At 62.0% G+C, this 24,730-nt stretch carries 22 protein-coding genes; 15 read left to right on the forward strand and 7 right to left on the reverse strand.

Going from position 1 to position 24,730, the window contains the following annotated elements; all coding sequences use genetic code 11:
- Positions 1–142 precede the first annotated feature (142 nt).
- From GJR99_RS02045 to GJR99_RS02065, 5 genes are all read left to right on the forward strand, one after another.
- On the forward strand, positions 143–1,501 hold the full coding sequence (locus GJR99_RS02045) for a DUF7096 domain-containing protein (protein ID WP_154325921.1): 1,359 nt from the start codon (positions 143–145) through the stop codon (positions 1,499–1,501).
- A gap of 45 nt (positions 1,502–1,546) precedes the next feature.
- Entirely contained in the window at positions 1,547–2,323 is a 777-nt protein-coding gene (locus GJR99_RS02050) for a DUF7345 domain-containing protein (RefSeq protein ID WP_151109013.1), read from the forward strand.
- Positions 2,324–2,404: 81 nt separating this feature from the next.
- Positions 2,405–3,058 carry an SOUL family heme-binding protein gene (locus GJR99_RS02055; protein ID WP_151109014.1) on the forward strand — a complete coding sequence of 218 codons (654 nt, stop codon included), beginning with the start codon at positions 2,405–2,407 and terminating at the stop codon, positions 3,056–3,058.
- 88 nt (positions 3,059–3,146) lie between these two features.
- Positions 3,147–4,442, forward strand: coding sequence for an MFS transporter (locus GJR99_RS02060; RefSeq protein WP_151109015.1), 1,296 nt, complete (start codon positions 3,147–3,149; stop codon positions 4,440–4,442).
- The gene (locus GJR99_RS02065) at positions 4,426–5,298 is read left to right on the forward strand and encodes a bactofilin family protein (protein WP_151109016.1); all 873 of its coding nucleotides are present in this window, start codon (positions 4,426–4,428) and stop codon (positions 5,296–5,298) included. The genes GJR99_RS02060 and GJR99_RS02065 overlap by 17 nt, the downstream gene beginning before the upstream one ends.
- Before the next feature lie 29 nt (positions 5,299–5,327).
- On the opposite strand, the gene GJR99_RS02070 is transcribed toward GJR99_RS02065, so the two are convergent.
- Together GJR99_RS02070 and mvaD are read right to left on the reverse strand one after the other, a co-directional pair.
- Positions 5,328–6,461: an NAD(P)/FAD-dependent oxidoreductase gene (locus tag GJR99_RS02070; protein ID WP_151109017.1), complete on the reverse strand. Its 1,134-nt coding sequence runs from the start codon at positions 6,459–6,461 to the stop codon at positions 5,328–5,330.
- A gap of 92 nt (positions 6,462–6,553) precedes the next feature.
- Positions 6,554–7,528 carry a phosphomevalonate decarboxylase MvaD gene (gene mvaD / locus GJR99_RS02075; RefSeq protein WP_151109018.1) on the reverse strand — a complete coding sequence of 325 codons (975 nt, stop codon included), beginning with the start codon at positions 7,526–7,528 and terminating at the stop codon, positions 6,554–6,556.
- A 396-nt stretch (positions 7,529–7,924) separates the two neighbouring features.
- Here mvaD and GJR99_RS02080 point away from each other — a divergent pair, with 396 nt between their 5' ends.
- Complete coding sequence (locus GJR99_RS02080) at positions 7,925–8,437, forward strand: SRPBCC family protein (protein ID WP_151109019.1); 513 nt, start codon at positions 7,925–7,927, stop codon at positions 8,435–8,437.
- Here GJR99_RS02080 and GJR99_RS02085 read toward each other — a convergent pair.
- The 3 genes from GJR99_RS02085 to GJR99_RS02095 all read right to left on the reverse strand — a co-directional run bounded on the left by GJR99_RS02085 (position 8,357) and on the right by GJR99_RS02095 (position 10,204).
- Complete coding sequence (locus GJR99_RS02085) at positions 8,357–9,004, reverse strand: hypothetical protein (protein WP_151109020.1); 648 nt, start codon at positions 9,002–9,004, stop codon at positions 8,357–8,359. The two genes, GJR99_RS02080 and GJR99_RS02085, sit on opposite strands and share 81 nt — an antisense overlap.
- A 39-nt stretch (positions 9,005–9,043) precedes the next feature.
- Entirely contained in the window at positions 9,044–9,625 is a 582-nt protein-coding gene (locus tag GJR99_RS02090; protein ID WP_151109021.1) for a flavin reductase family protein, read from the reverse strand.
- 147 nt (positions 9,626–9,772) lie between these two features.
- The gene (locus GJR99_RS02095; protein ID WP_151109022.1) at positions 9,773–10,204 is read right to left on the reverse strand and encodes a DoxX family protein; all 432 of its coding nucleotides are present in this window, start codon (positions 10,202–10,204) and stop codon (positions 9,773–9,775) included.
- 373 nt (positions 10,205–10,577) lie between these two features.
- On the opposite strand from GJR99_RS02095, the gene GJR99_RS02100 reads away from it, so the two are divergent.
- From GJR99_RS02100 to GJR99_RS02115, 4 genes are all read left to right on the forward strand, one after another.
- Entirely contained in the window at positions 10,578–11,264 is a 687-nt protein-coding gene (locus tag GJR99_RS02100; protein ID WP_151109023.1) for a winged helix-turn-helix domain-containing protein, read from the forward strand.
- 31 nt (positions 11,265–11,295) lie between these two features.
- Complete coding sequence (locus GJR99_RS02105; RefSeq protein WP_151109024.1) at positions 11,296–12,066, forward strand: DUF429 domain-containing protein; 771 nt, start codon at positions 11,296–11,298, stop codon at positions 12,064–12,066.
- 407 nt (positions 12,067–12,473) lie between these two features.
- Complete coding sequence (locus GJR99_RS02110; RefSeq protein ID WP_151109025.1) at positions 12,474–14,042, forward strand: COG1361 S-layer family protein; 1,569 nt, start codon at positions 12,474–12,476, stop codon at positions 14,040–14,042.
- A 3-nt stretch (positions 14,043–14,045) separates the two neighbouring features.
- Positions 14,046–16,556, forward strand: a complete 2,511-nt coding sequence (locus GJR99_RS02115) for an efflux RND transporter permease subunit (RefSeq protein WP_151109026.1) — start codon at positions 14,046–14,048, stop codon at positions 16,554–16,556.
- 331 nt (positions 16,557–16,887) lie between these two features.
- Here the strand turns inward: GJR99_RS02115 and GJR99_RS02120 are convergent, their stop codons facing one another.
- Both GJR99_RS02120 and GJR99_RS02125 read right to left on the reverse strand, forming a co-directional pair.
- Positions 16,888–17,127, reverse strand: a complete 240-nt coding sequence (locus GJR99_RS02120) for a hypothetical protein (RefSeq protein ID WP_151109027.1) — start codon at positions 17,125–17,127, stop codon at positions 16,888–16,890.
- 56 nt (positions 17,128–17,183) lie between these two features.
- A complete protein-coding gene (locus GJR99_RS02125) occupies positions 17,184–17,468 on the reverse strand; it encodes an acylphosphatase (RefSeq protein ID WP_151109028.1) in 285 nt (94 codons plus the stop codon).
- Positions 17,469–17,689: 221 nt separating this feature from the next.
- Here GJR99_RS02125 and GJR99_RS02130 point away from each other — a divergent pair, with 221 nt between their 5' ends.
- The 5 genes from GJR99_RS02130 (at position 17,690) to GJR99_RS02150 (ending at position 24,473) form a co-directional block, all read left to right on the forward strand.
- Positions 17,690–19,051: a phosphopentomutase/phosphoglucosamine mutase gene (locus GJR99_RS02130; RefSeq protein WP_151109029.1), complete on the forward strand. Its 1,362-nt coding sequence runs from the start codon at positions 17,690–17,692 to the stop codon at positions 19,049–19,051.
- Positions 19,052–19,177: 126 nt separating this feature from the next.
- A complete protein-coding gene (locus GJR99_RS02135) occupies positions 19,178–20,320 on the forward strand; it encodes a BMP family lipoprotein (protein ID WP_151109030.1) in 1,143 nt (380 codons plus the stop codon).
- Between the two features lie 216 nt (positions 20,321–20,536).
- Entirely contained in the window at positions 20,537–22,114 is a 1,578-nt protein-coding gene (locus GJR99_RS02140) for an ABC transporter ATP-binding protein (RefSeq protein WP_151109031.1), read from the forward strand.
- A complete protein-coding gene (locus GJR99_RS02145) occupies positions 22,111–23,397 on the forward strand; it encodes an ABC transporter permease (RefSeq protein WP_151109032.1) in 1,287 nt (428 codons plus the stop codon). Before GJR99_RS02140 ends, GJR99_RS02145 begins: the two co-directional genes overlap by 4 nt.
- Positions 23,394–24,473 carry an ABC transporter permease gene (locus tag GJR99_RS02150; protein WP_151109033.1) on the forward strand — a complete coding sequence of 360 codons (1,080 nt, stop codon included), beginning with the start codon at positions 23,394–23,396 and terminating at the stop codon, positions 24,471–24,473. Before GJR99_RS02145 ends, GJR99_RS02150 begins: the two co-directional genes overlap by 4 nt.
- The last annotated feature ends 257 nt before the right edge of the window (positions 24,474–24,730 follow it).

Raw genomic sequence — 24,730 nt, forward strand, 5'->3', positions numbered from 1 at the left:
GACGGTCGTGGTGATTGGATGTATCCGCAAAAATCGGCGACTGCAACGGTTTGCAACGGTCTGAAACGGCCCGGAACACACTGAGAAACACCGCCACGGTTCTCCCGGTTTATGACAGTTCCACCGAGTGTGTCTGGCAACGATGCTCCGAAAACTACTCTCGGTGCTGCTCGTCAGTGCCATGCTCGTCGGTGTTGTCGCACCGTCAGCCGTGGCAGCGAGTACACCACACGATACGACCGTCGAACCCGCCGCGGTCGGTGCGGACGCCGGCTGGTTCGCAGCCAACAACACGACGACCGACACGACGTCGAATACGACGACCGACACGACGTCGAACACGACGACAAACGAGTCCACTGAGGACTCGAATGCGTCGAACGGCACAGTCGCGGTGACGGTCGGACAGCAACTGACGACTATCGTCTCGCAGACGGACAGCGAAGTCCGGACGGAAGTCGAAGAAAGTGCGTTCGAAGTCCGATTCGAAGCCAGCGAAGACGACGACCGGGCCGAGGCGATTAGCGAGCGTGCAGAGGAACTCGCAGAGCGTGCCGAAGACATCCGCGAGGAGTACGAAGAGGCTACCGAAGCGTACGAATCCGGCGAGATTAGTCGGTCGACGTACGCCCAGCGAATCGCGACGCTCAACGCACGCAGTGAACACCTCTCGGATTCTGTCTCACGCCTCGAAGCACGCTCGGACAACGTCTCTAACACGAGTCTCCAGACTGCCGGATTCGACGAATCCGAACTCGAGACGATAAACAACTCTCTCGAATCTGTCACGGGGACCGGTGCGAAAGCCCTCCTCCAGCGATTCACAGGGCTCAGCGAAGGTGAAATCGAAATCGAATCTGAGGACGGACTTTCCATCAAAGTCGAGAGCGAAGACGGCGAGGAGTCGCGTGAAATCGAACGGGAGCGCGACGACGACAACAACTTCACCGTCGACCAATCGTCCGCACTCGACAGCGCTCGGTCCGAACTCGGCACGCCTTCGACCGGGTCGTGGTCTCTCGTCGAGAGCGACAAACACACCGACTCGGGATACTACGAGTTCGAGTTCGAACTCACGGGGACGAACTCCACCGGTGACGCAGAAGTGCGCGTCGATGGCTCCTCCGGGACGGTCTTCCGGCTCGAATCAGAGATAGAAGCACCTGGCGAGGAGGATGAGGAAGACGAGGAGGATACTGACGACGAAGAGGACGAGGAGGACGAAGAAGAAGAGGATACTGACGACAAAGAGGACGAAGAGGACGAAGAGGACGAAGAGGACGAAGAAGACGAAGAAGACGAAGAAGACGAGGAGGATAGTGACGACAAAGAAGATGGAGAAGACGAAGAAGACGAGATAGAAGACGGGGATGAAGAAGACGAAGAGGACGACGAAGAGGATGATGAAGACGACGTCGAAACCGACGAACCCGACGAAGAAGAAGACGACGTCGAAACCGACGAACCCGACGAAGAAACGGACACGCCTGACAGTGAGTGACCGAACTGAACTGCTCGTCTACAGCCATCGAGGGTGCGACGAGTGATGGGAGGGGAACGTCGAACACGACTTGCCAGCGCAGCAATCACTGCACTGGTCGTCGTTGCCGCACTGACTGGGTCTGTTGGAGCCATGTCCGGTACCTCCGAGAGTAGTACACCCGCGTCGGCCGATTCGCCTCTCGGACAGTCGGAAACGGCAGTCGGAAACGAGACGTCGGCGTTCGTCGTCGACCTCTCGTCTGACGGGTCTGCTCGCGTCACGCTTCGACTCACGTACAACCTGTCGGAGGAGGCAGACCGAACCGGATTCGAGCGTCTGGAAGCGAACGCCTCCACGTTCGCCCAATCGTACGCGAACCGACTCGAACCGCTCGCGGCACGCGCCTCGAACGAGACGAGCAGACAGATGGTCATCCGTGACCCGACTGCACAGTTCGTCGAGACGGACTCGACCGGTATCGTCGAACTGTCGGCGACGTGGACGAACGTCGCCACACACCGCGACGGACAGGTCGTCCTCGCAGAACCGTTCGACGACGGGTTCGACCCAGAACGGCCGTTCGTCGTCCGCGGCCCGGACGGCTACGAACTCGAATCCGCCACACCAAACCCCGCCGTGAAGACGGCGACGGTGGTGGCCTGGAACACCAGCGAATCTCTCGACGACCTCTCAGTCACGTTCGAATCGACCGACTCGGACACCGACCAACCCGCCGACGAAACGACCACCACATCGACCGAGATGCCGCTCGGTCCCGCACCGATTCTCGCACTGCTCGGTGTGGTTGGCGCACTCGCCGTACTCGGCCGCCGCGACTGAACGCCCCGGTCTGGCCACGGCGGCACTACCTTCTCTCCGTTTTGCCGAACTCGTCTTATCGTTCGCTGACGTATCATCTGCATGAAGCGCCGCACGAAATTCGCCATCGCTGGCCTCGGTGTCGCACTCGCTGCCACTGCACTGTCGCGGGCGTTCCGTTCGAGCGAACCTGGGACAGAGACCGTTCCGTACACCGTGGTCGAGACGCTCGACGGCGTCGAGATTCGGCAGTATCCGACGACGGTGAGCGTCGAGACGACGGCACAGAACACCGGCGTGGCGTTTCGACGACTCTTCCAGTATATCTCGGGCGCGAATCAGTCCCGCGAGAAGGTTTCGATGACCGCACCGGTGACGACTGAATCGGCAGGCGAGTCGATTCCGATGACTGCACCTGTCGCGACCGACCGCACCGACCGCGGCGTACAGCTGTCGTTCTACCTCCCGTCGTCGTACGAGTACGACACTGCACCGCGACCCACCAACCCCGACGTCGAACTGGTCGAACAGTCCGCGCGGACACTCGCAGTCCGGCAGTTTTCGTGGTACGCGACCGACCGACGAACTCAGAAAGAGACCGATTCGTTACTTCAGACACTCGCTGACAACGGCGTCTCGGTCGTCGGCGACGCCTTCCTCATGCAGTACGACCCGCCGTCGACGCTGCCGTTCTTCCGGACGAACGAAGTTGCGGTGGAGATTCAGCGACGAGAACGAGGACTCGGTCCAGTGTAATCGAAGCGGGGACGGCGTTCGTCAACCCGCCGAAAGCGCAACACACCGGCTCCTATTTTTATCAGTTGAGCGACCGAACGTCCAGTCGATGAATCTCGTATCCGCCGTTCGACGAGGTGACTGGCAGGTCGTGTTCGGCTACGCCTTCTTCGTCGCACTTCTCACCGGTGGGTATTACTACAACGTCACGTTCGTCCAACTCGGCCTGTTGGACCTCGGAACCCGTCTCGTTGGGCTGTCCGAGGCCGCAGTCTCTGGATGGATGGCGACACTCGCACTCGTGACGCTCGCGACCGCAATCGCGTTCGGCGTCTCGATGGACCGACGCGGATGGTCGTCGTCGTTGGACGCAAAACTGCGAATTCTCCTCGGCGTCGTCGTCGCGCAGGTTCTCCTGACCGCTGCAGCACCGTTCGTCCGGACCGCCCCGCAGTTCGGAGCGTGGATTATCCTCGCGTCGGTCTCGATGGGCGTCGGATTCCCTGCGACGTTCGCCTTGACTATCGACTTCGTCGCGGTTCGTGACCGCGGTGCTGTTGCAGCGGCGGCGACAGCCCTGACGTACTTCTTGGCGAACGTCTACCCGTTGAACTGGCAGGTCGAGTCGTTCAGCAGGGTCGTCGTCGCCGCGATGCTTCCAGGAGTCGTCCTGCTCGGCGTCCTCGTCTTCAGACCACCCGCGTTCGTCGGCCGACTCTCACGCCACCACGAGCAGTTCGGAGTCGGCCGATTCTGCCACTCCGGGCCGGTTTCGGTTCGCGAGGCGGCGTTTGTCGCCCCACTTGTCTTGATGTTCGGGGTGTTCTTCGTCGACAGTCTCGGCTTTCTCAGAATCCTCGATACACCGTCGTTGGTGCTCACGTCGTGGCAATCGCCCGACTTCTCGATGCACCTGACTTTGGGTGTCGTCCACGTCGTCGGCGCGGTGATGGCCGGCGTCCTCTATACGTCGTTCGACCGGCGAGTCCTCTTTCTCGCGGCGTTCGGTCTGTTCTCGTTTACTCACCTGTTGTACACGTTCGACATCCGCGTCGCGATGTGGTTTCCGTCGCTCACCACTGGACCGAGTTCGCCGCTGAATCCTGCGTTCTACGCAGTTGCAGTCAGTTTCTATACGACACTCAACTTCGCCCTCTGGCCCGACCTCTCGACGCCAGACACGATTGGCACCCACTCGGCTATCGGCATCGGTCTCGCTGGGTTCCTCTCGACGTTCCTGAGTACCGCACTCGCGTTGTACTTCCAGAGTACGTCGGTGACACTTCTCGACCATCTGAACCTCGTGAACGCGCTCGCACTGCTGTTGTTCGTCGGCCTCGTCGTCGGAACGTATCTCGGACGGATGCACACGCTGTGGGAGGGGCGCAATGGCGAACCCAATTGAACTGATTCCACTCTTGGTCGTCGTGTTCCTCCTCGTCGGAGTCCAGGGTGGTGCGGTCGAATCGATGGAAATCGTCACCGACGGCACGCACACCGTCACCGAGATCCCCGACGTCTACGTCGTCGGTGGTGGTGAATCGACCATCCCGGCCAACGCTTCGGTGTCCGGGTCGGTGTACGTCATCGGTGGCACTGCCGACGTACAGGGAACGGTCGACGGCGATGTGACTCAACTCAGTGGCAACCTCACACTCGGACCGACTGCTGTCGTCACCGGCGACACGCAGTACATCGCTGGGTCACTCGATATCGACGACGGTGCCACACTCGAATCGCTCACGACTGCCGAGACGCTCGCGGCGCAGTCGTCGTCCCCAGGGAGAGGAGCGGTGTTCGTGGTCCTCCAGACGGTCGTCCTCGCTGTCGCCGCGGGACTCCTCGTCCGGCGGTTCGAGTTCGCCTTCGACACCGTCGGACGTGCGATTACCGGTCACCCGGTGGTCAGCGGTGTCGTCGGACTCCTCGTCACTGCGACGACGCTCGCGCTCGTCGTGTTCATGGCGATGACGATTATCCTCATTCCGGTGAGCATCCTCGGGGTCGGTGTGGGGGCGCTGACCGTCGCATACGGCCATCTCGTCTACGGATACCTCGTTGGCCGCCGACTACCCATCGACCGGCCGGACGTCTCCGCGGCGGTTGGCGTGGTCGTCGTCGCTATCGCACTCGAACTTCTCGGCGTGGTTCCGGTCGTCGGAACCCTCGTGCAACTCGCTCTCGTGGTCGTGAGTCTCGGTGCGATACTCGTGACGTACTTCGGTCTTCGTCCGTTCGAACCGGTGTCGTTGCCGACGTGAGGAGCGTCCGCAGATAGCGACGCCTGTCGTCAGGAGTTCAGTTCCTCTTCGACGAGCGCCACCGCTCGAGAGACGGCCCCGACAGACGTGAGGTGGCCAGCACCGACTGTCGCTTTCATCGCTTTCGCGGCGCTCCCGCGGAAGATGCTCGGGCCGACCTGTGCGACGGCCCCGTCACCGACCGAGACGATCCATCCTGGGACTTCGAACCGGTACGGTTTCGGACGCGGTGGGAACGCGCCGGGGTCGCCACTCTGTTCGTATGCGACCTGTGCGGCGATGTTGGCGGCGACGACCGACGCCTCACGGATGGCGGCGGACGCACTCGCAGGGATGGGTTCTCCGTCTGCGTCGACGGCCCGCGCGGCGTCGCCGAGGACGAACGTTCGCTCGTCGAGTCGCAGGTCCGCTCTGACGGTGGGGCGTTCGTCTCCCATCGCCCCATCGCCCGTTATCCCACCAGTCCAGACGAGCATGTCGTAGTCGATGTCGCCGGTGTCGGTCTCGACGGTCGAGGGCGTGACGGACTGAACTGTCGTCTCGGTCCGAACGTCGATACCTCTATCCAGCAGTTCGTCTCGGACTGCTCGCTGGAACTCCTCGGCGAACGCTGGCGCGACGGTATCTAACTGTTCGATGAGGACGATATCTGTGTGCGCGGCTTCTTCGTCCCGGAGCGCCGCGAGTTCGCCGGCAACCTGAATGCCCGAGAGGCCGGCACCGCCGACGACGACTGTGCCGCCGTCGTCACAGTCGTCGAAGAACTTCGCGCGGATGGCTTCGGCGTGTTCGAGGCGCTTGAGCGGGAGTGCGTGCGCTTCGAGGCCGGGCATGCCGTAGTAGTTGGTCTCTGCACCGAGACAGACGGCACAGTAGTCGTAGTCGAGTGTGCTCCCATCCGCGAGGTGGACACGGCGGGCCTCCGCATCGACGTTCGTCACGCGCTCGACGATAACCTCGGCGCGGGTCAACGCCTCGTCGAGGGGGACTTGAATCGGGTCTGCGACAGATGGACGCCGAATCGCGCGGTGGACTTCGTGTTGGACGAGGTGGAACGACGAGTCGTTCACCACGGTCAGGTCGGCGTCTGCGGGGAGGCGGCGTTCGAGTTCACGGGCGAGTGTGAGGCCCGCGTACCCGGCACCGAGTACCAGGACACGCATGTCTCTCATGTCGGGCGCGAGAGAAAAGAGGATGACGGCGTCGGAAGGTGTGACGGCGTCAGACCGTCGGTGCCGACGCGCCTCGGTCGCAGTTAGAACAGCGCTTCGGACTCGTCGAGAACTTCGGCGGGGCCACCGACCGACCAGACGTCGGTCTCGACACCGCAGTCGGCGACTGCTTCTTCGACACGGTCGACGTGTTCGGCCGTCGTGTTGACGTAGACGCTCGCGCCGGTGTCCGTCGAGAAGTAGACCGGAATGTCCGCTTCTTTGCGGAGTTGGCGGACGGCGTTGAACACGGCGATAGTGCGCGGTTGCCAGTAGACCCACCCAGCAGGGCCGGTCATCGTGGTTGCTGCGAGCGACAGCGAGTCGTGTTCGGCGAGTTCGAACGCGGCGTCGAAGTCAGCGTCGTACAGCGCATCACGCATGTCGTCGATTTGCGCGTGGATGTGGGCCATCCGGGCCTGGAACATGTGACTGTCCTCGGCCTCGGCGTGGGCCTGTTCGGTCTCCTTGTACGCGGGGACGTGCGCGGCGACGATGCGCAGGTCGTCTTCGAGGTCCGTCTCGATGCGCTCGGAACGGCAGTCGGTGTCGTTCATCCCCGAGTAGAGAATCGAGACAGCACCGGTGACGGCACGGGCGGCGGAGGCCGACCCGAGGCGGGCGATGGTCGAGATTTCGGGGTGCGTCAGGTCGAGGCCGGCCGCCTCGGAGAGTGCCGTCGCCGCGGCGGCGAATCCTGACGCCGACGACCCGAATCCGATGTTCGACGGGAAGGAGTTCTCACTCTCCAGACGAACGCGGTGGTCGAAGCCAGCGAGGTCACGGACCTCGTCGACGACGGCGCGGATGCGCTCTGCGCCGCGTCCGTCGACTTCCTCGCCGCCGATGACGTAGACGTCCTCGTCGGCGTCGGGGAGGAACTCGACCGTCGTCTTCGTGTGACTCGGTGCGGTGCAGACGCTGATACTGTCGTGGTACGGCATCCTGCGCTCCGTGTCTCGCATCCCGTGATACTTGACGAGGCCCTGAATCGGGTGGGCCTTGGCGGTGGCCTTCATGTTCGAAAGGCCGTCAGACTGGGAATTAAACGTCCCGATAGGTATCGGAACTGGTGGCTGGAAAATCGAGAGTGGCCGGCGACGAACCGCCGACGTCAGATGCAGAGCGCGAATTGTGAGCGCAAATTACCGAAGACGTGCCCAAACAGGGCGGTGATGTTCGAGGATGGTTTGCTGTGTGCCTATCGTCGTTACTCCTCGTCCGTCTCTAACTCGTTGCCACGTTCCCAGACGTTCGTGACGCTCTCTCCCATCGGGGGTGTGTGGCTGACATCTCGCATCGTCGATTTCGAATGGCTTGTTGTGTGCTTCATGTTTGCCTTGCTACTCCCTACCACGGTCCAGATAAAAGGGTTTCGCCAATATTATATTACGACTTATTACCATACTAGGAACATGAAACACGACGGGCATTCGACACGAACTCGCGTCGAACGAACGCCCGACGGCAGGCGACTCGTCGTCTCTCGAGCTATCTCGGTGCCGGCCGCTGTCGCCTGGGACGTGTTGGTGTCCGTCAGCGACTGGCCGGAGTGGGGGCCGAGCGTCTCGGCAGTACGTGGCGTCGATGGCCGAATCGAGGACGGAAGCACTGGGGAGGTCCGCGTCGCTGGCGTGTGGGTTCCCTTCACCGTCGAGACGTGTGTCGACCATCGGTGGACGTGGCGCGTCGCTGGCGTTCCGGCGACAGGACACAGTGTCACGCCAATCGGCGTCGACCGCTGTGCGGTGTCGTTCGAGATTCCGGTCGTCGCCGCTCCGTACGCGGTGGTCTGTGAGGTCGCACTTCGTCGAATCGAGCGACTCGCAACGTCGCGTGACCGACGCTCAGAACGGACCGAACAGAAAGACAACGACGGCGAGTACGGCGAGAACGAGCAAGAGAGCCAACAGACCGACGCTCCCTGACTCCTGACTGGCCGCTTCGTTCGCTTCGGCCGCCGCTTCTTCGGCGTCTATCTCGTCGAGAACTTCTTCGAACTCAGGTTGGTGTGGTTCGTGGTACTCGTCGACGACGTCCGACGCCAACTCTGCTGATTCGGTCGCCTCGACGAGGTCGTCTAACGTCGTCAGTGTGATGGGCACGTCGACGTCTTTGGGGTCGACGAGCAGACGTGGCTCTTCGTCTTCGTCTTCGGGTTCTTCGAGTTGGTCTTCGGTCGCAAACGCGAACGCCAGCGTCTCTCTGGCCTGGTCCTCGTCGCCGGTGGTCTGGAGTGTCCCGGCGACGCCCTGTGACTCACACCGCTCTGCGAACACTTCGACTGTCCGCTCGTCGAACGTGGCGTCGACGTCGACCCAGACGACTTCGGACGGTTGCGTTTCCCCGCGTTCTGCGACGAACAGAAACGTTCGGCCGTCTCGCTCGCTCCGTTTGGTACGCTCACCGTTTTTGGCGTGGACCTGGCGGAGAACAGTCGCCACCTCGTCAGCATCGAGAAACGAAAGCACACTCGACAACGACACGTCACTCATTGGTCGAACAGAGAGAAGACCCCGAAATAAATCTTCGCGCTACTCCGGACGAATCAGCTCGAATCGGTCGCGGGTGTGGGTGTACTCGCTTCCGGCGAGACGCCCGACGGCGTCGAGTTTCGTCGTGTCGAGTTTGCCGTCGGTCAACACGTCGTCATCGACGTGGGCGTAGACGACTTCACCGAGGACGAGCGTCGAGGACCCGACTTCCATACTATCGTAGAGCGTACACTCGAAGGCGACTTTCGCGTCGGCGACGCGCGGCGCGTCGACACGGACGGCTTCTGCCTTCTCGATGTCCGCGTGGTCGAACTCGTCGACGTCGGGCGGAACCGTGGCCGCGGTCTGATTCATCGCCTCGACGACGTCGCTCGTGACCACGTTGACGACGAACTCACCGTGTTCGATGACGTTCCGTGGCGTATCTTTCAGCGACGGTCCGTGTCCGACAGGTGCGAAGACGAGTATCGGTGGGTCGATGCTGGCGACGGTGAAGAAACTGTACGGTGCGAGGTTGTCGGCCACCGCGCCGCGGGTACTCACCCACGCAATCGGCCGTGGGACGACTGCCCCCGAGAGCAACCGATACGCCGACCCGAACGCTGTCGGTTCGCCGTCCATCAGTGCGCCTCCGGGGTGGTGACGAGTCGGTACTGTTCGGTCGCTCTCGCCTGGTTGGTCGGGTCGCGTGTCCGTTGAGTCATGTCGTAAGAGGGAGTGTGTGAGACGATGAATCTGTGGTCGAGTGGTCGCTCGTCGAACGCCCGGCTAGAACAGACCGATTCCGACGGCGTAGGGCCACGAGACTGCGCTGAGCGCGAGGAAGACGAGCGCCCCACCGAGCATAACCGTGTTCTTGAGGAAGTCCGTCATCTCGGATTGCTGTTGGTCTTCCGGGACGGCCCAGAAGTTGTGGAACAGTGGCGTACTCACGAGGAGGAACAGCGCAACTGCGCCAGCGGCGACTGTCGGGAAGACGCCCGCGGCGATGCCGAGTCCACCGAAGACGAGCATCCCACCGGAGAAGACGACACCAAAGCGTGGCGCAGGTAGGCCTTTCATCTCGGCGTATCCGGTCATCTGGTCGACGTTCAGGAAGTGGTTCAGTCCCATGAACGCGACGACTGCGCCGAAGAGGGCGCGCGCGACGAGGAACGCGACGTCGGTTCCCGGAGCGGCAAACTGGAGTGAGACGCTCATCTCGACACCTCCATCACCGTCGTCGTCGTGTGCGCTTCAGTCTCGGCGGATGTTGCTAACATTGCGTTATCTGGTACGGGAGTGAATCAACATATATGTTCGCTGACATAGGTGTCACCGGGTGGCTACGGAGGTACCCGGTAACACCAACGACACCGAGCCATCACCGACTGAAACCGGATTTTCTGTCACGTAGATGTCGCCACGAACCCGAACCATTCTTCGATAATTGAGAGTTCAATAAAATCTAGCCCATTTCCGGTATGTATGTGGTAAAATCTCCTAAATCGCACGAAAGATATACCCCCCTCCGGACTGATATACAAATGGGACGTGTCAATAATGATGAAAACCGCTGTTAGGTCTGAGAGCCATGACTGAGACATGGGACTCTGCAGGCTACATCGCAAGTTCTCGATACCGCCTCACTGTCTGTGAGTATTTATCGAAAAATGGGTCCGGTCTCCCCTCGCGTATCGCCGTCGAGACTGACCTCGCTCAGCCGCACGTGTCTCGTGCACTTTCCGAACTCCGAGAACAAGGTATCGTCGAGTTGTTGGTTCCCGACTCTCAACAGAAAGGCCGGTTGTACGGCCTGACTGACCTCGGGGAACTGGCCTACGAACGTGTCGCGTTAGACAACCGAGTCGAACTCTCCGTCGTCGATTCGGACGAGTTCCCTGCACCCGAGCTAATCGAAGAACTCGAATCGAAACACGGGGAGATGCTTCGTGCCATCGCGTGGTGTGAACCAGACGAAGTGCGGGTCAGGTTCTCTTCGCAGGAGGTACTGAACCAGTACGACGAAGATACGATGAAGACCATCGTCTCGACGCTCGTAAACCAAGATTCGATGGCCGAATCACTCGACAACCTGCCTGCAGGCGCCCCCGAGTTCATCGTCTTCGGCCTCGAGAAGGCACTCGTCGTCCTCATTCCGTTGGAAGACGACACCGACCTCCTCGTCTCTGTCGACAAATCGTTCGACAGGAATCTCGAAAACCTCACCGAAACCTGTTTAGAAGTAACCGGTGCAACGGTCCTCGACGCGGACGACTAATACTTCGCATTGCCCCTCGTAGGAGGCCGCAGTGCCGGTCACTCCGATAGTCGTCGGCGTGGATGGTTGCCCGTCTGGCTGGGTCTATGCATGCCATTCAGCCGACGGTCTCACTGTCCGTGTCGTCTCTGACTTCGAAGCGATTTGGAACGACGTCGTCGAACGCGACGCGACACGTGTCTTGGTCGATATCCCGATTGGACTTCCGTCGTCGTCCCGACGCGTGTGTGACGCCGAAGCGCGGCGACGTCTCGGTTCACGGGCTTCCACTGTGTTTTTCGCTCCCGCCAGAGGCGTCCTCGACGCGACCACACACGAACGCGCGAGTGCCGCCAACCGTGACGCGACTGGCTACGGCCTCTCGATACAGGCGTGGAACATCGTCCCGAAGATTCGAGCGGTCGATTCGCTCCTCAGGGCGACCCCTCGCGCTCGGGAACTAGTCCACGAATCTCACCCCGAACTCGCGTTCGCGGCGTTCGCTGGGCAACCACTCGTCGAACCGAAATCGACGTCTGACGGCCGCCGTCGTCGCCTCGAACTCCTTCAGGACGTGTTTCCCGACGACGACCCGGCGGCAGTCTACCGCGAGACACTGGACCGGACGTTGCGCCGTGACCTCAGTCGTGACGATATCGTGGACGCACTCGCTCTCACGGCGGCGGCACGGTTCCCTCTCGAAACTATCCCGGAACGACCACCGACAGACGCGGTGGGCCTTCAGATGGCAATTCACGTCCCACGCCACGTGGGTGATTTCCCATCGTCAATATTGGAGTATCGGCACAATATCGAGAAATAATTGGCAACTGGTAATATATAGCCCAATATATTTTACAAGATTTAACTAAGAGAAGGCTTTTATGCCCATACAACCACTTACGAACTGGCGTGCCCGCGGAAACGGTAACACAGTGCCCTGCCCATCCCGATTCTGTGCCATCTCTCCAGTCGGTCGCGCCTCCCGCTGCCTACACGGGTTCGTCGCCACTGCCCCCGGCGACGACCGTTGCGCCAGTACGTCCGAGAACGGTAGCTTCCGACTGCGTTCACAACTAACTATCAGCCATTGCTGACAGTCTAGCGAAAGGACCATACCGCTATTTCTCCGCGCGGAACGTATCAGGGACTAGTTGGGTTTCCCCGACCACACCCTCCATTGAGACCCGCGGTCCCAGAACGGGCCCGTTACTCGTCTGGGAGAATACAATGAAGAGCCACTTCGCAATCCTGTTTGCTGTACTGCTCGTCCTCGCTTCGGTCCCCGTAGCCGTGGGCCAAGAAGACCGAGAACCGAACAAGGTTCCTGTGTTCCGAGCGTACGTCGTCAACCCAGTCGTCGAACCGGGTGTCGAGACGTCGTTACGCGTCGGGTTCAGGAACGACCCGGTAGACCCCGAAGACGTGTCGAAGACCGCAGATAACGTTCGGGTCGAACTCGAGTCACGAAACACTCCATTCGTCGTCAGGACCGGTGAGGTGTACGTCGGGACGATGAACGACAGCGACACTCGTGAGGTCGAGTTCCGCGTCGAAGCCCCAGAGAATATCGCCGCCGGGGAGTACGACCTTCGACTCAAAGTCACGTACGAGTTCGACGACGCACAACGCCGAACGTACGACCTCGACGTGCCCGTCCGCGTCGAAGAACGCGTTCGGTTCGCCGTCGTCGGGTCAGACTCGTCCGTTCCGGTCGGCGGACAGGGCGCGGTCGCCCTCACCATTCGGAACGTCGGTGAACTCGACGCGAGAAACACCGTCGTCGCCGTAACCGCACAGTCTCCAGATGTCACCTTCGACGGGACGCAGACGGCGACACAGTTCACCACCGAGTGGCCTGCCGGTGAGAACCGGACGTTCGTCTACGACACCTCGCTCGACGCGAATGGCTCGATTCGCGGTTACGTCCTCGCCGTGGATATCGTCTACGAAGACCCCGACGGCAAACGCCTCCAGTACTCGCCGCTCGCCGCGGGGTTCCTCCCAGTCTCAGAACAGTCGTTCTCCCTCCGAAACGTCGAGAGCACGCTTCGCGTCGGTGACGACGGAACCATCGTCGGCGAAGTCGTGAACGACGGCAGCGAACGAGTTCGCAACGTAGTCGTCCAACTGTCGCTTCCCGAAGGGAGCGCGACGGCAACCGAGACGGAGTACGCTGTGGGTGACCTCGGACCCGGTGCGAGCGCACCGTTTTCGTTCGACGTTCAGATATCCGATAGCGCCGACGCCGGGCCGCGACAGTACACTGCGACAGTCACCTACCGAGACGCCGAGGGCGAACGCAGGACGAGCGACGAACTCGACCTCCGGGTGACCGTCGCGTCGTCCTCACCCGAGTTCAGCGTCACCGTCGACGAAGGGACGCTCGAACCCGGACAGTCCGGGCAACTCCGTCTCATCATCGTCAACGACCGAGCAGAGACGCTCCGCGACATCTCGGCCAAGATATATCTCGAAGACCCGCTCTCGTCGAGTGATTCGGAGGCCTTCGTCGACGAACTCGCGCCTGGTGAGTCTGCAGAACTCGTCTTCGACGTGGCGGCAAGTCGGAACGCGCTGGAGAAATCCTACCCGGTCGAACTCGACTTCCGATACGAGAACGACGCCGGTGAGACCACCATCTCCGACGCGTACCGCGTTCCCGTTCGCGTCGAAGCGGTCGAAGACGGCGGGTCGCTCCCGTTCGGCCTCTCGCTTCCCATCATCGGAGCAGCAGTGCTCGCCGCTGCACTCGGTGGGGCCGGGTTCCTCGTCGCCCGCCGTCGCGGACGGCGCTGAGTCGTGGCCCGACTCGACCCCCAGTGGTTCATCGACTGGGCAGACGACAAAATCGTCAACCACTCCCGACGGGTCATCCTCACCTTTCTGGTCATCACCGTCGTCTTCGGCGCGGGACTGAGCGCTGTCTCGACGGAGTCAGGGACCCAACAGTTCGCAGAAGAAGTCCCCGCAGAAGAGGCGTTCACACGTATCTCCGAGGAGTTCTCCCCGCGATTCCAAGAGGGGACTGGCAGTACGCAACTCATCCAGCGTGCGCCGAACGTCCTGACGAGAGGCGAACTCTTGCGGATGCTCGAAGCCCAGAAACGACTGTCTGACCGTGCGGACTTGCGAGTCGTTCAGACTGCGAGCGCAGCGACCATCGTCGCACAGACACTCGACCCGGACGCAGACGCACTGGACCAACAGATACGCGCACTCGAACTGGCGACTGATGGCGAAGTCGCGAAAGCGGTTCGCGAGAACGCCGACAACCCGAGATTCGTCGGCCTCCTCGCAGACGACTTCAACCCGACTGAACCGAGTGCGACTGCGACGATTGGCGTCGTTACCCACTCGATTCCACTCGCCGAGGAGGAGGGTGCCGGGCAGGGCGGTGACAGTCCGCTGAGCCCAATCCAGCAGAAGGCAGTCCGCATCGTCGCCACTGTCGGCGGCGACATCTCCGTCTTCGGGTCGGGTATCATCGCAGACGAGTTCGGGACGGTCATCACCGACTCGCTGCTCATCGTCGTCCCTGCCGCCGTCTTGTTCATCGTGGTGTTCCTCGTCGTCGCGTACCGCGACCTCGTGGACTTACTGTTGGGGACGTCGGCGCTCGTGATGGCGCTCGTCTGGACGTTCGGGTTCCTCGGCCTCGCGAACATCCCGTTCAATCAGGTGATGATTGCGGTCCCACCGCTCTTGCTCGCGGTCGGTATCGACTTCGGGATTCACGCGGTCAACCGCTACCGGGAGGACCGTGCGGATGGCTACGGCGTCGACGACGCGATGCGGAAGGCGACCGACCAACTCCTCGTCGCGTTCTTTATCGTCACCGGGACGACGGTCATCGGATTCCTCTCGAACCTCGTGAGTGACCTCACGCCGATTCGTGACTTCGGTGTCGTCGCCGCCATCGGCATCGTCTTCACGTTCTTCGTCTTCGGTGTCTTCCTCCCCGCCGCGAAAGTCGAAGTCGACAGACTCCGCGAGCGCTACCCAATCCCGACGTTCAGTCAGTCGCCCCTCGGTCGCGAGGGAAGTTCGCTCGGGGCGGTCCTCCGAATCGGCGTCGTCCCCGCACTGCGTGCCCCGGCAGTCGTCATCGTCATCGCCCTCGTCCTCTCGGGGAGTGCGATGTGGTACGCGACGGGTGTCGATACCGAGTTCGGACAAGAAGATTTCTTGCCGCCGGCCGAAGCACCCGCGTATCTGACGGTCCTCCCCGAACCGTTCGCACCTGGTGAGTACAGCGTCGTCGCCGACATCGAGTTCCTCGAAGAGCGCTTTTCCTCGTCACAAAGTGGGGTGGTCACGGTGTATCTCGAAGGGCGAGCGACAGACGACAGCTTCCTCCAAGAACTCGACCGAGTCGCACAGGACCCACCGGAGACGTTCATCTCGGTGGACCGCCGCGCCGACTCGACGAGTATCCTCACCGTGATTCGAGACGAGGCGAGTGGAAACGAGGAGTTCGCGAGAGTCGTCGCACGAAACGACCGAGACGGTGATGGGATACCCGACCGGAACCTCGTCGAAGTGTACGACGCCCTCGTGCTGACCGACTCGGCCGAGCGGGGACTCCAGTACATCTCTGCCAACTACGAGACCGCACGGGTCGATTACCGCGTGAAGGCAGACGCTGACGACGACGCTGTCGTCGCAGACACCCAAGAGATGGCAGACCGCTTCCGAACTGAAGGCACGGCGACCGGTGCAATCGTCGTCTTCGACGCCATCTCCGACCTCATCCTCGACTCGGCGATTCAGAGTCTCGTCCTCTCGATGCTCGGAACCGGGGCCTTCCTCATCTTCGTCTACTGGTGGACCGAAGGACGCCCGTCGCTGGCGCTCGCGAATCTCGTCCCCATCCTCATCGCGGTCACGTTCGTCGCCGGGACGATGCGCCTCTCGGGCATCTCGTTCAACGCGTTTACCGCGACCGTCCTCGCGTTGACCATCGGTCTCGGTGTCGACTACTCGGTTCACATCGTCCACCGGTTCATCGACGAGCGTGTCGACCACGACCTGGAGACGGCACTCGACCGGACGGTCCGCGGGACGGGCGGCGCACTCGCCGGCAGTATGCTCACCACCGTCTTCGGATTGGGCGTCCTCGTCCTCGCAGTGCTCTCCATCCTCGGGCAGTTCGGTCTCCTCACCGCCGCGAGTATCGTCTACTCGTTCCTCGCGTCGATTCTGGTCTTGCCGTCGGCGCTCGCCCTCTGGGACAGACTCAGTGGCAACGACCCGGTGGTTCCGCTCGGCAAACCCGACCACGACACGGGGGGCGTGGCCACCGCCGACTGACCGTACGAGGGTGGCAAACTGTGGCCGGGTGGGCAAACCGAAACCGGGTGGGCAAACTGAGGCCGGGTGGACAAACTGAAGCTGGGTGGACAAACTGAAACCAGGCGGGCAAACTGAAACCGGGTGGGCAAACTGAAGCGGACGCTCGTGCGTACATTTATATCAAAAAACGGGTCCACCCCCATTCGTGCCGTCTTCGAATACGACCCCACCTCGTCCGTACATCGATTCCGACTCCGACTCCGACTCTCACACCGTCTCGTCTATCGCTTTCGGCGTCGAATCACACACCCATGTCGGTGCCAAATCACGCATCCAAGTCGGTGCCGAATCACGCCCCCGTTCCGACGCCGAACATTCGCGTCGTCCCCCACGAGACGACGATGATACCGACGATGAACATCGCGAGCGCACCCATCATCGGAAACGGGTCGAGTGTCGGCCCGCCGAGGAATGGACCGCGGACGATGAGGAACGAGGTTCCCATCGCGAGACCGAGACCGACGCCTGTGACGATAGTGAAAAAGAGTTTTGCCACGCCGATTCCGCGCGTGTCGTTCCGAAAGCTCATGTGTCCTCTTCCGGACGTTCGTCCCTTGAAAGATTTGGCCGTCTTTCTGACGTAACCTACCGTTCGATTCGGAACCCGGTGACTCCATCCGGTTCTTCGTACGTCACGTCGACGTCTCGGACGCTCGCCATCGGACTCCCGTCGTGGCACCACCTCACCATCGACTCGACGTCGTCGCGTGGTCCCTCGAAGACTGCCTCGACGCGGCCGTCGGAGAGGTTCTTCACCCAGCCATCGACACCGAGGTCACGGGCGGTATCGCGGGTCGTCGCTCGGTAGTACACGCCTTGGACGTGGCCAGTGACGTAGACGTGCGCACGAGTACGCGTACTCTCGCTCATACGAGACGATACGACCTCCGATGGCAAAGGCGTGCTGTCTCTCGGTCTGCCGTCGTCTCGGTCCGACTGGGGCGCGGTTCAGCCGCGACGACGCCAAATCGTAGTTCGGCCGTGACGCCGACCAATCGTAGTTCGGACGCGACACCGACCAATCGTGGTTCGATGTGGCACGCATCCCACGAATCGTCAGCATCTAAGTGTCGCCCGGACGACGCAGGACTATGGAACTCTTCGGCACCGCCGGTATTCGCGGCAGTGTGACCGAGCGCGTCACGCCGGAACTCGCGCTTCGTGTCGGCCGCGCCGCCGGGCTCGCCGCACTCGAATCGGGCACCGCGGCCGAGTTCGTCGTCGGTCGAGACGGACGAACCAGCGGCCCAGGTCTCGCGGCCGCCATGGAAGCAGGACTGCTCTCTGCGGGCGCGGACGTGACTCGTATCGGCGTCGTCCCGACCCCGGCGTTGGCGTTCGCCTCGCAGGGTCGCCGCGGCGTCATGCTCACTGCGTCACACAACCCGCCGACGGACAACGGCATCAAGATGTTCGTCGATGGGCAGGAGTACGACCGCACGCTCGAACAGGATATCGAAGCACGCGTCGAAGCCGACTCACCACCCGTCGCGTGGGACCACTGGGGAGCGTCTGGAACGGCGGGCGCACTCCACGACTACCGTTCGGCAATCCTCGAGTTCGCCCGCGGTCACGGGTCCGCCCCGGACGGACTCAGCGTCGCCGTCGATTGTGGAAACGGGATGTCTGCACTCGGCACGCCGCAGGTGCTCCGTGACCTCGGTGCCCACGTCGTCACGCTGAACGCGCAGGTCGACGGCCACTTCCCTGGTCGCGAGTCGAAACCGACGCCCGAGTCGCTAGAAGACCTCCGCGCGTTCGTCGCCGACGGCGACTTCGACTTCGGAATCGGGCACGACGGCGACGCCGACCGAATCGTCATCGTCGACGGAGAGGGTGAAGTCGTCCACGAAGACACGGTCATCGCCATCGTCGGAGAACATTACGTCCGCACGAGCGACGTCGACGACCCCGTGGTCGTCACGACGCCGAACGCCTCGGGCCGCATCGACGAACGCGTTCGTGAGGCTGGCGGGCGCGTCGAACGCGTCCGACTCGGTGCACTCCACGAAGGAATCGCCAGTGCTCGCGACGCCGGTGGCGACGTGGTCTTTGCGGCCGAACCGTGGAAACACATCCACCCGTCGCTCGGCGGGTGGATAGACGGAATCGCCTCGGCGGCACTCATCACCCGCCTCGTCGCCGAGTCGAGCCTCGACGGCCTCCGCGAACCGGTGGCCGAACGACCGTACCGCAAGGTCAGCGTCTCCTGTCCAGACGAGAAGAAAGCTGGCGCGATGACTGCACTCGAAGAGTCACTCCCCGAGGAACTGAATCCCGAATCGGTCGATACCGAGTACGGCGTCCGTCTCGAATTTCCGGACGCGTCGTGGACGCTCGTGCGCCCGTCGGGGACCGAACCGTACGTTCGAATCTACGCGGAAGCAGACGACGTCGACGCTCTCGTGGAGTCTGTCAGAGGCGTCGTCGAAGCCGAGATTTCTCGAGCCTAATCGATAGGTCAGGAACGTAAACTATTTGCAAGTTCCTGAAGATTTGCGAGGATTTCACCCCGTAGACGGCGAAACGACACCTTTAACCGATTTTCGACTCCCTTCTCTCAGTAGGTGTTCACAGATATGGACAGACGTTCTTTTGTCAAGGTAACCGGACTCGCAGGACTCACAGGACTCGCTGGCTGTACGGGCGGCCCCGGTGAGAGCGAAGAAACCACGACCACCGAGGCCTCGGGCGGGGACGGTGGCGAAGAGACGACGACGGCCGCAGAAGAGACGACGACTGAGTCGTCCGAGGACACGACCAACGTCGGGATGGTCTACGCGACTGGTGGCCTCGGTGACGGGTCGTTCAACGACCAGGCTCAGCAGGGTGCCATTCAGGCCGAAGAGGACCTCGGCATCTCGTTCGACGAGGCCCAGCCTGACGAAGTCTCGCAGTTCAAGACGTTCCAGCAGCAGTTCGCACAGTCTACGAACCCGAACTACGACCTCGTCTGCTGTATCGGCTTCCTGCAGACCGACGCTCTGACCGAGACGTCGGAAGCGTACCCCGAACAGAACTTCATGCTCGTCGACAGCGTCGTCGACGCGCCGAACGTCGCCAACTACGTGTTCGCAGAACACGAGGGCTCGTACCTCGTCGGCCAGATGGCCGGTCTGCTGACGACAGAGGAGTTCTCCGCAGGCGCAGGTTCGACGTCCTCCGACTCCGCAACGCTCGGATTCGTCGGTGGCGTCGAGGGGAGCCTCATCAAGAAGTTCGAAGCAGGATTCAAGGCCGGTGCGAAGGCCGCGAACGGAGACGTCGAAGTCCTCACGAACTACACGGGAAGCTTCAACGACCCCGCCGCAGGGAAGGAAGCCGCACTCGCGATGTACAACAACGGTGCCGACATCGTCTACCACGCTTCGGGTAACACCGGCACGGGTGTCTTCCAGGCCGCACAGGAACAGGGCAAGTTCGCCATCGGTGTCGACCGCGACCAGTCGGTGACGAAGTCCTCGTACGCGGACGTCATCCTCGCCAGCATGGTCAAGCGCGTCAACACGGCCGTCTACAACTCCATCGAGTCGGTCGTCGACGAAGAGTTCCAGGGCGGCGGCATCGTCACGCTGGGTCTCGAACAGAACGGTGTCGACATCGTCTACGGCGACAGCCTCAGTTCCGAGATTCCGACCTCCGTCAAAGACGAAGTCGCGGCCTCTCGCGAGGCTATCGTCGCGGGCGACGTCGAAGTCCCGACGGACCCGTCGGACGTCTAAGCGTCGACGGACCTGCAGCTGTCCACGCTTCGACGGAGCCGTCACACGTCTAAGCGTCGACGGACCTGCAGCTGTCCACGCTTCGACGGAGCCGTCACACGTCTAAGCGTCGACGGAGCCGTCACACGTCCGAGGCGGGATAATCCGTCAAACGTCTGAGAACCGGCGTAAAGCCGAACCTATCCGCTTATCAACGAACCACAGGAATTCACACATATGGCCACAGCCGTCCATCTCGACGGAATTACCAAACGGTTCCCCGGCGTCATCGCTAACGACGACGTGGACCTCTCCGTCGAGCGCGGGACTGTACACGCACTCCTCGGAGAGAACGGGGCCGGAAAGACGACGTTGATGAACGTCCTCTATGGCCTCTACCACCCAACCGAGGGCCGTGTCGTCATCGACGACGAGGAACGAACGTTCGAATCACCGCGGGATGCGATCGACGCCGGCGTCGGGATGATTCACCAGCACTTCATGCTGGTCGACCCGATGACCGTCACGGAGAACATCACGCTCGGGAACGAACCAACGAAATGGGGCAATCTCGCCGTCGACAGAGACGCTGCCCGTGAGGCTGTCGTCGAACTCTCGGAGAAGTATGGGTTCGACGTCGACCCGGACGCCAGGGTCGAGGATATCTCTGTGGGCGAACAACAACGAGTCGAGATTTTGAAGGCACTCTATCGTGGTGCCGATATACTCATCCTCGACGAACCGACGGCGGTGCTGACGCCGCAGGAAGTCGAGGAACTGTTCGACGTTTTCGAAGAACTGACCGAGCAAGGCAAGACGATTATCTTCATCTCGCACAAGCTCGGAGAAGCGATGCGCGCCGCCGACGACATCACCGTCCTCCGAGACGGGAAGAACGTCGGAACGGTGGCGGCCGAGGAGACGACTCGTGAGGACCTCGCCAACCTGATGGTCGGCCGTGAGGTCCTCCTCGACATCGAAAAGCCGCCGACAGAGACGGGCGAAACCGTGCTGTCGGTGTCTGACCTCGCTGTCGACGACGACAGAGGCGTTCGCGCGGTCAACGACGTATCGTTCGACGTGAAAGCCGGCGAAGTCTTTGGTATCGCCGGCGTCGACGGCAACGGACAGTCACAACTCATCGAAGCGGTCACCGGACTTCGCAAACTGAAGCGCGGCAGTATCGTCTTCGACGGCGAAGACGTGACGAAGCGCCCACGCCGCGAACGCATCGAAAGCGGGATGGCGTACATCCCCGAGGACCGCCAAGAGCGCGGCCTCGTGATGGATTTCGACCTCGTCGAGAACGCCATCCTCGGCAGTCAACACAGCCCCGAATTCGAATCGAACGGCCGAATCGACTGGGAGTCCACGCGAGGGCACGCCGAAGACATCATCGAGAAGTACGACGTTCGACCGCCGAACCCGGAGGCCATCTCCGAATCGCTCTCCGGCGGGAACCAACAGAAGTTCATCGTCGGCCGCGAGTTCGAACGCGACCCGTCGTTGGTCGTCGCCGCACACCCGACTCGCGGTGTCGACGTCGGGTCTATCGAGTTCATCCACGAGCAACTCCTCGAACTTCGCAGTCGCGGCGTCGCGATTCTCCTCATCTCCTCGAAGTTAGACGAGGTGCAGGGACTCTCGGATAGACTCGGCGTCATGTACGAAGGAGACATCATCGACGTGGTAGACCCGACAGACACGACAGAAGAAGAACTCGGCCTCCTGATGGCCGGACAACACCCCGACGAGCACGACGACGCACCGACCCCGGACGTCGACGGCGTTGCCACGGGCGGTGAGAACCGATGAGCGCCGGTGACCGGGCACGGGACGTCCTCGCTCGCCTCGTCGACGCATCGGCGACCGAACGAATCCTCATCAGTCTCGCGTCGCTGGTCCTCGCAATCGCCGTGGGGACGGTGCTCATCCTCGTCGCTGGTCGGATGACGACGTGTTCTGCCCAATCTGCGGTCTACTACTTCAACGTCGGATTCTGTTACGACCCGGTGTTGGTGTTCGACCGCTTGTTCTTGGGTGCACTCGGCGACCCATTCCGTGGTGGCTGGTCACCTGACGGGCAGTTCTCCATCGCGATGCGCGAGACGACGCTCCTGATATTCACGGGCCTGTCGGTCGCGATGGCGTTCCGCGCGGGTATCTTCAACATCGGGACGCAGGGACAGATGATCGTCGGTGGACTCGCCGCCGCGCTCGGCACCCTCTGGGCGTCGCCGTTCCTCTCGGGGACGGTCGGAACCCTCGTGTTGGTCCCGTTCGGCATCCTCGTTGGTGCCGTCTTCGGTGGACTCTACGGCATGATTCCGGGTCTCCTGAAGGCGTACGCGGAGGCAAACGAGGTCATCACGACCATCATGCTCAACTTCATCGCCGGCGGGGTGACGCTGTATCTCGTCAGCGACGTGTTCAAAGACCCCAACAGTCCGGCGAATCAGACCGTCCCGCTGCCCGATTACGCGCAGTTCCCTGCAGTGCTGTTCGGGAGTCGGCAGGACTTCTCGCTGTACGCCCTGCTGTTCGGTGTCGTCATGCTGTTCGCGCTGTACTACGTCCTCGAACACACCTCGTTCGGGTACGACGTCCGGACGAGTGGGATTCAACCCGAAGCGGCCGAGTACGGTGGCGTCGACGCCGCCAAGACCATCGTGTCGAGTTTCGCCCTCTCGGGTGCCCTCGGCGGTGTCGCGGGCGCGCTCTACGTGACGATGGTCATCGGCAAGTTCCAGGCAGGTGTGCCAGCCTACGGGTTCGACGGGATTACCGTCTCCATCCTTGCGGGCAACAACCCGCTCGGTGTCGGATTCGCCGCACTCCTGTTCGGTGTGCTGAAGAGCGGAACGACGGTCGTCCAGTTCGCGACCGACGTGCCGCCACAACTCGTCGGTGTCCTGCGTGGACTCATCATCCTCTTCGTGGCGATGCCGGAGTTCTTCCGCCTCATCGGCCGGCGTCTCCTGCCGGAGGAAGACAAATCTCGGGCCGTCGCCACCGACGGCGGTGAGCGAATCGCCGATTCGCGGGCCTCGTCGGACGGTCCGTCCGACGGCGGCGTCTCCGGAGGTGAAGACGAATGAGTGAAGAAAACACCACGACACTGTTTGGAAGAGACCTCGGCGGGTTCTCCTCGCGAGCACCCGCTGTCGCCGTCGCAGTCGGTGGCCTCCTCGCCATCTTCCTGTTCGGCCTCATCTTCCCCGAATCGATTGCAGGAACGCTCACCGACATCCTGACGAGCGAAGGGACGCTCTCTTCGGCGCTTCGACTGTCGGTTCCCATCGCCCTCGCGGCACTCGGCGGTATCTTCGCGGAGAAGTCCGGTGTCATCAACATCGGTCTGGAAGGCCTGCTCATCATCTCGGCGTTCACCGCCATCTACGTCACCGACATCACCGGTGGTGTCTGGGTTGGCTTCGCCGGCGGCGTCGTCGCCAGCGTGCTTCTCGCACTGCTGTTCGCCGTCGTCGTCATCGAGTTCCGCGCGGACCAGATTATCGCTGGCCTCGCCGTCTGGCTTATCGCGCTCGGTCTCGCACCGTTCGCCTCCCAAGTCATCTACGGTCGCCCGAACTCCCCGAGCGTCGACACGCCCGGCACCATCACCATCCCGGTGCTGTCGGACATCCCGTTCTTCGGCGCGTTGTTCGACGCCTCGCCGACGGTCTATCTGATGTTCCTCGCCGTCGGCCTCTCGTGGTACGTCCTCAACCGGACGACGTTCGGTCGCTGGGTTCGTGCCAGCGGTGAGAACCCCAAGGCACTCGACACCGCCGGTGTCAACGTCTCGCGCATCCGTTATGCGGCCGTCCTCCTATCGGGCGTCCTCGCTGGGATGGGCGGCGCGGCACTGTCGCTCGACCTCGGCCAGTTCACTGGCAACGGGCCGACGATGGTCAACGGGAAAGGGTTCATCGCCATCGTGGCGTACCTCTTCGGCAACTACAACCCGGTCGGCGCGTTCTTCTCGACGCTCCTGTTCGCCGGACTCGACGCGATGCAGACCGTCTTACAACTGCAGGGTATCGGACTGCCGCGACAGCTCATCCGTATCATCCCGTTCGTGATGGTCATCATCGTCCTCGCGTTCGTCGGCCGCACCCGTATCCCGGCGGCGGCAGGCGAGCACTACGACACGGGTGACGACAACCGATAGTTTGGGCCTCCGGTAATCCGGCCCGCCGATAATTTGGGCCTCCGGTAATCCGGCCCGCCGATAATTTGGGCCTCCGGTAATCCGGGCCCGATTTTCGCTCTTCTGCGTTTCCGCTCGACGCACTACTCTCCCGAAAACACCCACCTCACTCCCTGAGTCTCCCGTCTGAGCTCGTTCTCGTCGGGCGTACCTGTCTACCGATTGACGCACGAACAACCGATGCGGGAGTAAAGAGTTTTCAGCCCACGATATGCAGG

Origin of the sequence: Haloferax marinum, assembly GCF_009674625.1 — an archaeon.
Taxonomy (GTDB): Archaea; Halobacteriota; Halobacteria; order Halobacteriales; family Haloferacaceae; genus Haloferax; species Haloferax marinum.